Source organism: Pseudomonas sp. DC1.2 (genome assembly GCF_034351645.1).
In the GTDB taxonomy this organism is placed as follows: Bacteria; Pseudomonadota; Gammaproteobacteria; order Pseudomonadales; family Pseudomonadaceae; genus Aquipseudomonas.
Genome location: NZ_CP133782.1, coordinates 5,737,854 through 5,750,472, shown reverse-complemented (window position 1 = coordinate 5,750,472; position 12,619 = coordinate 5,737,854). Strand labels below are relative to the sequence as shown.

11 protein-coding genes are annotated in these 12,619 nt (G+C 60.6%); 1 reads left to right on the top strand and 10 read right to left on the bottom strand.

Annotated features, from left to right (window positions below):
* The first annotated feature begins 53 nt into the window (after positions 1-53).
* Complete coding sequence (locus tag RHM68_RS26155) at positions 54-1,283, top strand: nucleoside recognition domain-containing protein (RefSeq protein WP_322219858.1); 1,230 nt, start codon at positions 54-56, stop codon at positions 1,281-1,283.
* A gap of 118 nt (positions 1,284-1,401) precedes the next feature.
* On the opposite strand, the gene RHM68_RS26150 is transcribed toward RHM68_RS26155, so the two are convergent.
* The 10 genes from RHM68_RS26150 to RHM68_RS26105 form a co-directional block, all read right to left on the bottom strand.
* Positions 1,402-2,028, bottom strand: a complete 627-nt coding sequence (locus tag RHM68_RS26150) for an ABC-type transport auxiliary lipoprotein family protein (RefSeq protein WP_322219857.1) — start codon at positions 2,026-2,028, stop codon at positions 1,402-1,404.
* Positions 2,025-2,963: an MlaD family protein gene (locus RHM68_RS26145; protein WP_322219856.1), complete on the bottom strand. Its 939-nt coding sequence runs from the start codon at positions 2,961-2,963 to the stop codon at positions 2,025-2,027. Before RHM68_RS26145 ends, RHM68_RS26150 begins: the two co-directional genes overlap by 4 nt.
* A gap of 1 nt (position 2,964) precedes the next feature.
* Positions 2,965-3,768 (bottom strand): ABC transporter ATP-binding protein, encoded by an 804-nt coding sequence (locus RHM68_RS26140; RefSeq protein WP_322219855.1) that lies wholly within the window; start codon positions 3,766-3,768, stop codon positions 2,965-2,967.
* Complete coding sequence (locus tag RHM68_RS26135; protein ID WP_322219854.1) at positions 3,765-4,913, bottom strand: ABC transporter permease; 1,149 nt, start codon at positions 4,911-4,913, stop codon at positions 3,765-3,767. Before RHM68_RS26135 ends, RHM68_RS26140 begins: the two co-directional genes overlap by 4 nt.
* A gap of 54 nt (positions 4,914-4,967) precedes the next feature.
* The gene (locus RHM68_RS26130) at positions 4,968-5,996 is read right to left on the bottom strand and encodes a DUF5924 family protein (RefSeq protein WP_322219853.1); all 1,029 of its coding nucleotides are present in this window, start codon (positions 5,994-5,996) and stop codon (positions 4,968-4,970) included.
* A 120-nt stretch (positions 5,997-6,116) separates the two neighbouring features.
* The gene (locus tag RHM68_RS26125; RefSeq protein ID WP_322219852.1) at positions 6,117-7,493 is read right to left on the bottom strand and encodes a M16 family metallopeptidase; all 1,377 of its coding nucleotides are present in this window, start codon (positions 7,491-7,493) and stop codon (positions 6,117-6,119) included.
* 164 nt (positions 7,494-7,657) lie between these two features.
* Complete coding sequence (locus tag RHM68_RS26120) at positions 7,658-9,316, bottom strand: Na/Pi cotransporter family protein (protein WP_322219851.1); 1,659 nt, start codon at positions 9,314-9,316, stop codon at positions 7,658-7,660.
* 436 nt (positions 9,317-9,752) lie between these two features.
* Positions 9,753-10,520: a TerC family protein gene (locus tag RHM68_RS26115; protein WP_322219850.1), complete on the bottom strand. Its 768-nt coding sequence runs from the start codon at positions 10,518-10,520 to the stop codon at positions 9,753-9,755.
* A gap of 84 nt (positions 10,521-10,604) precedes the next feature.
* Positions 10,605-11,912, bottom strand: a complete 1,308-nt coding sequence (locus tag RHM68_RS26110; RefSeq protein ID WP_322219849.1) for a CitMHS family transporter — start codon at positions 11,910-11,912, stop codon at positions 10,605-10,607.
* A 298-nt stretch (positions 11,913-12,210) separates the two neighbouring features.
* A complete protein-coding gene (locus tag RHM68_RS26105; RefSeq protein WP_322219848.1) occupies positions 12,211-12,537 on the bottom strand; it encodes a DOPA 4,5-dioxygenase family protein in 327 nt (108 codons plus the stop codon).
* Positions 12,538-12,619: the final 82 nt, after the last annotated feature.

Sequence of the window (12,619 nt, the reverse complement as noted above, 5' to 3'; positions counted from 1 at the left end):
TCGTTTCTGGCTACCCCGCTATCATTCGCCGCATTCTTCGGGGGATTTGACTGATGCTTAATGGGCTGTGGCTTGGCTTCTTCATTGTGGCCGCCGTGTCGGCGCTGGCGCAGTGGCTGATCGGTGGCAACGCCGGGATCTTCGCGGCAATGGTGGAAAGCATTTTCGCCATGGCCAAGTTGTCGGTCGAGGTCATGGTCCTGCTGTTCGGCACCCTCACGCTCTGGCTCGGGTTTCTGCGAATCGCCGAGAAAGCCGGGATCGTGGACTGGTTGGCCAAGGCCTTGGGGCCGCTGTTCCTGCGGCTGATGCCGGAAGTGCCGCCGGGGCACCCGGCCATTGGCCTGATCACCCTAAACTTCGCCGCCAATGCCCTGGGTCTGGACAACGCAGCCACACCGATTGGCTTGAAAGCCATGAAGGCGCTGCAAGAGCTCAATCCCAGCACCACCATCGCCAGCAACGCGCAAATCCTGTTCCTGGTGCTCAACGCCTCGTCCCTGACCCTGCTGCCGGTGACGATTTTCATGTACCGCGCCCAGCAAGGTGCGCCGGACCCGACGTTGGTGTTTCTGCCGATCCTGCTGGCCACCAGTTGCTCGACCATCGTCGGCTTTCTCTCAGTGGCCTTCATGCAACGCCTGCGCATCTGGGACCCGGTGGTGCTCGCCTACCTGATTCCCGGCGCCTTAGCCCTCGGTGGCTTCATGGCGCTGCTGGCAACGCTCTCGGCGACCGCGCTGGCCGGCCTGTCCTCGATCCTCGGCAACCTGACACTGTTCGGGCTGATCATGCTGTTCCTGATCATTGGCGCGCTGCGCAAAGTGAAGGTGTACGAAGCGTTCGTCGAAGGGGCCAAAGAAGGCTTCGACGTGGCCAAAAACTTGCTGCCGTATCTGGTGGCAATGTTGTGCGCAGTCGGCGTGTTGCGGGCTTCCGGGGCGCTGGACTTCGGCCTCGACGGGATTCGGCACCTGGTGGAGTGGGCCGGTTGGGACACGCGCTTTGTCGATGCCCTGCCCACAGCGATGGTCAAACCGTTCTCCGGCAGCGCCGCCAGGGCGATGCTGATCGAGACCATGAAGACCTCCGGGGTGGACAGCTTCCCGGCGCTGGTGGCGGCGACGATTCAGGGCAGCACGGAAACAACGTTCTATGTACTGGCAGTGTACTTCGGCGCAGCGGGCATCCAGCGGGCGCGACATGCCGTGGGGTGTGCGTTGTTGGCGGAGTTTGCCGGCGTCGTCGGCGCGATCTTCATTTGCTACTGGTTCTTTGGCTAACCGAAATCCCTTGTGGGAGCGGGCTTGTCCGCGATGACGCCAGCGCAGCCAAGCTCAATGCTGAAGGTCACACCGCCTTCGCGGACAAGCCAGCCTCCACCTTAAATCGGGGTAGGCATCAAAGTTTCGGCGGTGGCGCAAGTGCCGCCCCTTGCTCAACCGCCCACGCCACCACTTGCGCCGTCAATTGATCGCAAGCCTGGCCAAACCCCGCGACCACCGCCGGCACCTGTACCTCACTCAACCGCTGGCGCACTTCAAAACGGCGACTGGCGAGAATGCGCTGGTCATAACCGCGCACCAGCAACGCATCGAGGCGCACCACCACACTGGCCGTCGCGCCCTGATACTCGGTCTGAAACGCCTGCAAGCTGCCACCCAACTCCAGATCCGCCTGGAAGTTGCTGTCATCAGTGCTCAACAGCGACACCCGGCCATCACGCTGAAAACCATCGAGCAACCGATTGCGCAGCAACACCGGCGCCGGGTCGCTCCAGCGCGCCGCTTTGTAACTGCTGAGCAGATCGCCTTGCGCAATCACGGCGATCCTCGGGCTGTTCAACGCCTCGCTGGCCTGGGGTTTCGCCAGGCGCAGCGACCAGCGCAGCGGCGCACCGTGAAGGGTCGCCACGTTGCTCTGGGCCGTCGGTAAGCGGTAGACATCCGAGGGCTCGGACGTGGGCAGGATCGAGCAGGCACTGAGCCACGTAACACTGGCGAGGAGGGCAATGTGGGTCAGCTTCATGGCGTGAATTCCTTGTTCTTGTCGCTGCCCAACAGGTAACCGCTGGGGTTGGCCTCAAGGCGCTTGGAAATGGCCCGCAACGACGTCAGGGTGTCGCGCAGTTCACGCACCGCCGGTGCCAGGCCATTGAGGCCTTGCATGCCGCTGTTCAGGGAATCCTGATTGGTCGTCAGCAACGTGTTGATGGTGGCGGTGCTTTGCTCCAGCGACTTCATAGCCTGCTCGGCACTGCTGAACATCTGCTTGCCCTGATCGTTGAGCAGGCCATTGGCGTTACGCATCAGCGCGGTAGTCTGTTCGAGCGTGGCGCCGGCCTGTTTGCCGATGGACGCCAGTTGCTGCATCGCCTGCCGGATGTCGCCACGCTGGTCGGCGATGACGCCAGTGGTTTGCTCCAGGTGTTCGAGGATACTGCTGATGCGCTCGACGTTATCCGACGAAAACATATGATTGGCGTTCTGCATCAGCGTATTCACGCCGCTCATGAGGTCGTTGCTGTCGTTCATCAAACGGGAGATGGGCGAGGGCGCTGCAACGATCGTTGGTAACTCACCGTCCTTGCCTTTGAGTTGCGGGCTTTGCGGTGTACCGCCGCTGAGCTGGATGATCGAGGTGCCGGTGATGCCGGTCAGCGCCAGTTTGGCCTGGGTGTCTTCCTTGATCGGCGTTTCACCGCCCAGGCGAATCCGCGCCAGCACCCGACGCGGGTCTTTGGGGTCCAGACGCAGCGTCACGACGTCACCGACCTTGATCCCGCTGTACTGCACCGAACTGCCTTTGGACAAACCGCTGACCGCCTCGTTGAAGACGATTTCATAATCCTGGAACTCGCTGTCGACGCTGGACTTGGCCAGCCACAGACCGAAGAGCAGGGCGCCCGCCACCACAATCACGGTGAACAGGCCGATCAACACATGATGGGCTCGGGTTTCCATATCAGACCTCGTTGAGCTGTTGAGCGGCGTTAAGCGCCGCGCGGCCGCGAGGGCCATGGAAGTATTCGTGAATCCACGGGTCGTCGGTTTCCGAGACTTTGTCGATGGCATCGGCCACCAGCACTTTTTTTTGCGCCAGCACCGCCACGCGGTCGGTAATGGTGTAAAGCGTGTCGAGGTCGTGGGTCACCAGAAACACACTCAGCCCCAGGGCGTCGCGCAGGGTCAGGATCAACTGGTCGAAGGCTGCGGCGCCAATCGGGTCGAGGCCAGCCGTGGGCTCGTCAAGAAACAGGATGTCCGGGTCCAGCGCCAAGGCTCGGGCCAGTGCCGCGCGTTTGATCATGCCGCCGGACAGTGAAGCGGGGTACTTGTCTGCCGCCGACAGCGGCAGCCCGGCCAACGCCAGCTTCACCGCCGCCAAGTGCTCGGCGTCGGCCCGGCTCAGGCCTGCGTGTTCGATCAGCGGCAGGGCGACGTTCTCGGTCACCGTCAGCGAAGAGAACAGGGCGCCCTTCTGGAACAACACCCCGAAGCGCCGTTCAACCATCGAACGCTCATGCCCGGACAGCGTCGGCAGGTTTTTGCCGAAGACGTTAACCACCCCTTCGCTGGGGCGACGCAGCCCGACAATGCTGCGCAGTAGCACCGACTTTCCGCTGCCTGAACCACCGACCACGGCCAGGATTTCACCCTTGTACACCTCTAGGTCGAGGTTTTCATGCACGCTTTGACTGCCAAAACGATTGGCCAAACCACGCACTTCAATCACCGTCTCGGTGGGCGCTCGGGGTAGACGACTCACCAGCCCATCTCCATGAAAAACAGTGCGGCGACGGCATCAAGGACGATCACCACGAAAATCGACTGCACCACACTGGACGTGGTGTGGGCCCCAACAGATTCGGCGCTGCCGCTGACTTTGAAGCCTTCCAGGCAACCGATGGCAGCGATCAGGAACGCGAAGATCGGCGCTTTGACGATCCCCACCAAAAAGTGCTGAACGCCGATGTCTGATTGCAGCAACGAGAGAAACATCGCCGGCGAAATACCCAACGACAACGCGCACACCACGCCGCCACCGATAATCCCCGAAAGCATCGCCACGAAGGTCAGCATTGGCAACGCCACCAGCAGCGCCAAGACTCGCGGCACGACCAGCAACTCAATCGGATCGAGGCCCAGGGTGCGGATCGCATCGATTTCTTCGTTGGCCTTCATCGAGCCAATTTGGGCGGTAAAGGCACTCGCGGTGCGGCCGGCCATGAGGATCGCGGTCAACAAGACGCCAAACTCACGCAGGAACGAGAACGCAACGAGGTCCACGGTGAACACACTCGCGCCGAAACTGGCCAGCACCGTCGCCCCGAGAAACGCCACCACCGCGCCCACCAGAAAGGTCAGCAGGGCGACAATGGGTGCAGCGTCGAGCCCGGTCTGTTCGATGTGCGCGACCATTGGCGTGATGCGCCAACGCTTGGGGCGAAAGAGGTGGCGGGCGATGGTTTCGAGGATCAGGCCGACGAAGCCCAGCAACTGCAAGGTGTCCTGCCAGACCGCGTCAACGGCGCGGCCAATGCGGGTCAGCAGTTGAATGCCGACGCTGATTTCCGGTTCTTTGAGCGGTATGCAGAAATTACTGAGCGAGCAATAAACCGTGTGCAGCAACGCGCGGTTGGCGGGGGAGACGGCGCACTGCGGGTGCTCGGTGGAGCGGCCAAGACGCTCCGCCCCCAATAACTCCACCAACAGCGAAGCGCCTGCGGTGTCGAGCGCACCCAAGCCATTGAGGTCAATGTCAGTGCTGTCGTCGTACTGGCCGCGAAGCGTGTCGCCCAGGCGCTTGAGATCGGCGTAATGGAGGAGCGTCCAGTCACCGGTCACCCGCAGTTGCGCAGGAGTATGGGAGGTGTCCAGTTGGGCACTGCCGGGCAATGTACTGCTGGTCATAGGCTCCGTGCTTGTTCGGCTTTTACGCAGTGCTACGTAATAGCACGAACCGGCTTACTTTTCTTTGATCGGCGTGCTGTCCGTGATCTTAAATCGCAGCACGCCAATCACTTGGCCATCCTCGGTCAGCACCCGAACCTGCCAGTTTCCGGCCGGGTTGCCGGGGAAGTTCTGTTTATGGCTCCAGGCGCGATAGCCTTCATTGCGTCCGCCGTGGATATCCAGCGCGATGCGGTCGACCTCTTTGCCTTCAAATTGCCAGACGTGATAAATCCGCTCGTCCAGACCTCGTGGGGCGTTGATGGCCGTGTACGCGTAGAGGCCGTCGCCACGAATCTGCGCGACGCTGACGTCGTCCAGGCTCTCGCCAGGGGTGCGGTCCTGCAAGCGGGTGCTGATCGCCACGTCGGTCATCCACAGGGTCGCCGGTGGCACCCAGGAGCGCAGCAGCCAACCGACCGCGCCGATGCCCAGGGTGATGCTCAGAATCGCCAGCGCATTGCGCACGGTGCGAATCGGAAAAATCGACGCCAGGCTCGGGAATGACAGCAACACGGAAATGCCCAGCGCCAGTTTGAAACTCTGGGAGGTGGTCAGGTGCAGGATCACCGGCAGCGCGGTGAGCAGAGCAGCGAACAGCGTCAGCGTATGCAATGCCAGAAACGCCCAACGCCGGGGCGCGAGCCATTTGTAGTAGAGCGGGTCGGTAATGGAAATCAGCGCCGCCGCCCCGAGCAACCCGGTGAACACCAGTTGCCCGCTGTTCCAGGTGGTGGTGATAAAAAAGAATGGCAGGACGAAGAACAGGCTTTCCTGATGAATCATCTGCGTGGCGTAGCGCAGCAACGGTTGCGGAATTTCGCGCTTGAAGACTTTGGTGAACAGTTGCGTCAGGCTGTTTTCCAGCATCAGCCAGACCCAACTGATCAGCATGATCGTGGTGATCCAGGTCGCCAATCCTTGTTGACGGTCCACCAGAATGAAACTGCATACCCCGGAGATAAAACCGCCGAGCGCAATGACCCCTGGATAGCGCTTCATCAATTCCAGGAGGCGCTGTACGTAAAGGGTCAAGTTGGGCATTCGGCGCTTCGCACTGGTTGTAGGAAAAAACCCCGGCAGATTAACGCCGCGGGTGGGGTGTGGCGAGGGCGCTGACGCCAATGCCACTCAGTTAACGCGATGCCAATCGCCAGCGTTCGCTTAGCGCCGACGGCGCAGGCGCCAGGCCAATACGCCGAGCACGCCCACGCCCAAGCCCCCCGCAGCCGCCCACAGCAACTGGTCATAACTCATCAGCGGCGTCTCGACCCGCCAATAGCCCGGCTGCATCAGCAACGCGCGCATCGCCTTGTTGGCGTCTTCCAGCGTCACGCCTTGCAGCGCCCGCGCTGGATCGGCGAACCGGCCGTCCTCATAGTCCCCCAGCGCACTCCAGTAGTAATCGGCCAGTGCGCTGTTACCTTGAACAGCCCAGGCCTGGCGAGCAATGGCCGCCTGTTTCAGCCGGTTGAACGAGCCCGCGTCGAGGCCGTTTTTGAGCAAATCGGCCTTCAACTCTTCCAGCACCTGCTCGGCCTCAGCGACGTTATCGCGCTCAATGTCAGCGTTAAGGCTCATGAAGCCCACGCCACCGAACAACTCCCGCTCGGCCCAGGGCCCGTAAGACAAACCGTGGGCCAGGCGCAACTGACGATAAAGCGCCCAGTCCAGATAATCCTTGAGCACGTCAAACGTTTCGTCGGGCACCTCTTCGAGTGAAGGTTCCGGCACCAGCCAGTGCAATTTGGCACTGCCACCGACGAAACCGTGGATCAGGCTGCGTTCATGCGCGGCGGTGGCGTTGATGTCCGGCAAGGGCTGATGATCCGTGGGGTCGACGGCGTCGAGCGCGCCCCAGGTCCGCTCCAGATAAGCCGGTAGCAAACGGTCGAGTTCGCCGACCATGATCAGCGTCATGTTGTTGGGCGCATACCAGGCCTTGCGCACGTTCTCCAGTTGCTCGCGTGTCAGGTGATCGACTTCCGCGTGCTCGGCGCACTTGAGGCCCAGCTCAACGGCCAGTTGATTACTGGCGGTGTGGCCCAGGTCCTGGCGGTCGAGCCAGCGTTGCAGGTGCGAATAGTGGCCACCGTCTTCGCGCTCAACCACCTGTTTGGCGGCGGTAATCGCGTTGTCATCGACACGGGTCTGAGTCAGCAGCGCCAGCAGCAGGTCGAGAACCTGGCGCTGATTTTTCGCCGGGGCCTCGATCACGAAAGTGGTGTCGGCGTTGCTGGTGTAAGCGTTCCATTCACCGCCCAATGCCTGCATGCGCTCCTCCAGACCGCCCTCACCGCTGGCGTCGATGCCGCTAAACAGCAGGTGTTCGAGCAGGTGCGGCAACTCCTTGTCAGCACAGCCGAAATCATCCAGGCCGACGCCTACCACCAGACGAATCGCCACATGCCCGCGCTCGCTACCGGGTTTGAGCAGCAATTGCAGGCCGTTGGGCAGCGAATAGCCCTCGACCTGAAAGCGATCCAGGGCAAACGAAGGAAGTGATCCGAGCAACAGGCAGGCAAACAACAGACAACGCATAACAAGCTTCCATACGGCCGAGTAAAGATCAGTGTCGCTTTCCAGGCAGCCATCGCGAGCAGGCTCGCTACCACAACTGATCGGTGGTCACCTGCTCCGGGCGCCGTTCCAACGATAAGCTTGAAGCGACCTCCTTGCTACTGACTGACCACCGTCTCAGACGTTCAAGGCGAATGCGTGATGTCGCTGATATCGTCGACTTCCAGCGCGCCGGTGTCGGTCGTTTCCAACACCACGTAGGCACTGCTGCAGAACAGCGAATTCAGGCGCTTCATGTCGGCGATCAGTTCCAGATGCAGCGAACTGGTTTCGATACTTTGCACAATCTTGCGCTGCAACCGACTGACGTGCGCGTGCGCCAGACGCCGCTCCTGTGCGCGAAAACGGCGTTTCTCACGTAACAGCTGGCGCGCACTTTCCGGATCGCCACTGAGGAACACCGACAACCCCAGGCGCAGGTTGGAAATCAGCTGACTGTGCAGCCCTGACAACTCTTCAAGGCCAACCTCGGAAAACGAACGGCGCTGCGAGGTCTTTTGCTGCTGCACCTTGCGCAGCATGCGTTCAATCAAATCACTGGCCAGTTTCAGGTTAATCGCCAATTCGATGATTTCAGCCCAGCGTCGGCTGTCTTGTTCGCTGAGGTCCTCGCGCGGCATTTGCGCCAGGTAGAGTTTGATCGCGCTGTACAACGCGTCGATATCATCGGTCAGGCGCCGCATTTCCAGGGTCACCGCCGTCTGTTTTCCCCCCAGCACGTCAAGCATGGCTTCAAGCATGTTGTCGATCAGGTCGCCAATGCGCAGGGTTTCCCGGGCGGCGTTGGCCAGGGCCAGGCTGGGAGTAACCAGCGCGGTCGGGTCCAGGTGCCGGGGTTTGGCCATGCCGTTGACTTCTGCACGCTCGGGCAGCAGCCAGGCGCAGAGTTTGGCCATCAGGCCCACGCTGGGCAACAGAATCAGGCAGCGCGCGGTGTTGTAGAGCAGGTGAAAGCCGATGACCATTTCCTGGGGACTGAAGTCCAGGCTGTCGATCCAATGTACCAACGGGTCGAGCACCGGAATGATCAGCAGCAGGCCAATCAGTTTGTACAGCAGACTGCCGAGCGCCACCTGGCGACCCGCGGCGTTCTGCATGCTGGTACTCATGAACGCCAGGATACCGCTGCCAATATTGGCGCCGATCACCAGGCCGATCGCAACGGGCAAACTGATCACACCGGCACCGGCCAGGGTCGCCGTGAGCAAGACCGCCGCCAGGCTGGAGTAGGAGACCATCGCAAACAGCGCGCCCACCAATGCATCGAGCAGCAGGTCGCCAGTCAGGGACGCGAAGATCACTTTCACCCCTTGGGCTTGGGTAATCGGCGCGGCAGCTTCGACGATCAATTGCAGCGCCAGGATGATCAGCCCCAGGCCAATACTGACCCGGCCCATCTGTCCAACGCGGGTCTGTTTGCGCGACAGGAAGAAAATCACTCCCAGGAAGATCAGCAGCGGCGACAGCCACGACAGGTCGAACGTCAGCACCCGTGCCATCAACGCCGTTCCGACGTCGGCGCCAAGCATCGTCGCCAGGGCCGGGGTCAATGCCATCAGGCCCTGACCCACAAACGAGGTGACGAGCATCGCCGTGGCGTTGCTGCTCTGGACCATGGCAGTCACCAGAATTCCGGCGACGAACGCCAGCCAGCGCCTGGACATGTTCTGGCCAATCACATGGCGCAGGTTGGAGCCGTAGACCCGCAGGATGCCGGTTCGGACGATGTGCGTGCCCCAAATCAGCAAGGTCACGGCAGATAACAAATTGAGCAGGGTCAGCATGCTGGGCCCCCTGTGGTGGTAGCGCCCCAAAGGGGCAAGTTGACGATACCGCGCGACGTTCTACGTTCTGTACTTAAGCTGTAGTTGGCTAACGGCCTGCGCGCCAGCATCGCATAGCTAAAGCGCCGACTGAAACAAAACTGTCATAAAAACAGCTTGATGCGGAAGTGGGAAAGAGGATCAAAGCCAGATGCAAACCCGCCAAGGTTTGAACAGCGCACCTCGGGTGCCAGCGCACCGGCCCGCAAGGCCGGCATTGCCTTCAACATGAGCGTTGATTGACCTGCCACGGAGCGGCATTCGGCCAATCATCATGCTCGGGGAAAGGGCGGCGAGCCGAGTGCTGAATAACCTCGACCCACCGGAGGGAGAATCACCCTGCGCTATCGCTAGAGACGGGTGTCCAATACCCTTGGGCTGAGCAAAAACAGGCGGGTCACTGCCCCGGAATGTCCTTGCGCAGTTTCACCGGGTCCTGTTGTTTCTTCTTTTTCGCGATCGCGGTGCGCAACTTGATGTTGATCGCTTCCACCGCCAGCGAGAACGCCATGGCGAAGTAGACGTAGCCTTTGGGCACGTGTACGCCAAACGCTTCAGCAATCAACACGGTCCCGACCACTAACAGGAAGGCCAGGGCGAGCATCTTCAGCGACGGGTGCTTGTCGATGAACTCGCTGATTTTTCCAGCCGCCAACATCATCACCAGCACCGCGACGATGATCGCCGCCACCATCACCGGCACGTGGGAAACCATACCTACGGCGGTGATCACCGAGTCCAGCGAGAACACGATGTCAATGATCGCAATCTGGATGATGGTGTAAAGAAACTTGCCGCCCTTGCCCCCCGGCTCCTCATTGCTCTCATCTTCGCCTTCAAGTGCGTGGTACATCTCTTGAGAGCTCTTCCACAGCAGGAACAGACCACCGAAAAACAGGATCAGGTCGCGCCCGGAAATACCCTGGCCGAACACCACGAACAGGTCGGCCGTCAGGCGCATGACCCACGTGATCGACAGCAGCAACAGAATCCGCGTGATCATGGCCAGCGCCAGGCCGAAGATCCGGGTGCGCGCCTGCATGTGCTTGGGCATGCGGCTGACCAGGATCGAAATCATGATGATGTTGTCGATGCCCAAGACGATTTCCAGGGCGGTCAGGGTGAAGAAGGCAACCCAGATTTCAGGGTTGGTCAGCCATTCCATGTGTATTCCTTTGTGTAGGTGTTAAACCATGCTGGGGCCAGGCTTCAGGACACGAAGCACAGCCCCGTCATGGTGAGTCTTGGCTTATAGAGTGCTGAACAGCGGAAAAATCCCCATCAGCAATGCTGCAACCAGTATGCAAAGGCACACCAGCACCGCCCATTTCAGGGTAAAGCGCTGATGATCACCAAATTCAATGCCGGCCAGGGCCACCAACAGGTAAGTCGATGGCACCAACGGGCTCAGCAAATGGACGGGCTGACCGACGATCGAGGCACGCGCCATTTCTACGGCGGTGATGCCGTAATGGCTGGCCGCTTCGGCGAGTACCGGCAGCACACCGTAATAGAACGCGTCGTTCGACATAAAGAACGTGAACGGCATGCTTACCAGCGCGGTAATCACCGCCAGGTAAGGGCCGAGGAAGTCCGGAATCACCGCCAGCAAGCTTTTGGACATGGCATCGACCATGCCGGTGCCGGTCAGAATGCCGGTGAAGATACCGGCGGCGAAGATCAGGCCGACCACCGACAACACGCTACCGGCGTGCGCCGCGACGCGGTCCTTCTGCTGTTGCAGGCAAGGATAGTTGACGATCATGGCGATACTGAACGCCACCATGAACAGCACGGGCAGCGGTAACAACCCAGCGATCAGGGCGCACATCAGCGCCAGGGTCAGCAAACCGTTGAACCAGATCAGCTTCGGACGACGCGCATCCGGGTACTGGGAAACGCTGATTTCACTGTGGTCGGAGTCGTCGCCCGCCAGGTGTAATTCACCCAAGCGAGCGCGCTCGCGTTTACCGTAGAAGTAGGCAATCGCCAGGATCGCCACCACACCGGCCAGCATCGCAGGGATCATCGGCACGAAGATATCCGAAGGGTCCACATGCAGCGCGCTGGCCGCACGGGCGGTCGGCCCGCCCCAAGGGGTCATGTTCATCACGCCACCAGCGAGGATGATCAGGCCGGCCATGATCCGCGGGCTCATTCCGATGCGGCTGTAGAGCGGCAGCATGGCGGCCACGCAGATCATGTACGTGGTCGCGCCGTCACCGTCCAGGGACACGACGAGCGCCAGTACGGCGGTGCCGACCGACACTTTCAACGGGTCGCCTTTAACCAGTTTGAGGATCTTGCGCACGGCCGGGTCGAACAGCCCGGAGTCGATCATCAGGGCGAAGTAGAGAATGGCAAACATCAGCATCACGCCGGTCGGCGCCAGCTTGGTGATGCCTTCGAGCATCATCGGGCCGATCTTCGGCGCAAAACCGCCAAACAGGGCGAAGACAATCGGAATGATGATCAGGGCGATCAGCGCGGAAAGGCGCTTGGTCATGATCAGGAACATGAACGTGATGACCATGGCAAAGCCAAGGAAAGTCAGCATGAGAAAACTCCAGGCGTAGCGCGGCTAGGGAATGGGCGAACCGGGTGGGTTAGCGCAGAACGAGAAGCACGAGGCTTACGGGCGGAGTTGCAGCGAAAGGGCGGGGAGTAAAGGACATCGCAAATCACCATTGTTGTTGTTAATTGAGCCGCGCCAGCGATAAAACACAGGCGTGGCTAACCGGTCTTTTGCCGGTAGGGGAGGCGATCCTAATCGTGGAACCTTTCAGCCAGCTTTCGATGGTGAAAGGTTTGACCGCATGTGCCACCGGTCGTCGGACGGCAACACACAGACCTGATCAAAAAACAGACAAATCCAGTGGACGAACAGCACCCATCCAGATTGCGTATTCGGTGTGGTCGAGCAAATCGTTGCCCGTGTCCGGGTGCAGAAACACCACCAAACCTTTACGGTTGAGCGCCAGCCACGGCAGCACTACGCCGATGTATTGCGCAACGAAATCCAACTGGCAGCTCCAGTCCGGATGCGGTCCGACCGGGCGTTCATGCATGCGCCCCTTCTTCAACGGAAACAATTGCGCGGCCTGTTCACACAAAGCCCGCGCCTGATCGATGGTCGTGGCGTCGAAATAGACATGGGCGTGGTAGCCCTTGATGCGTTGCATGGCAGTCTCCCTAAACCCGGTCGAACCCTCGCCGTTGCCCACAGGTCACACGTCATATCTGTGGAAAAACGGGAACTCAGCG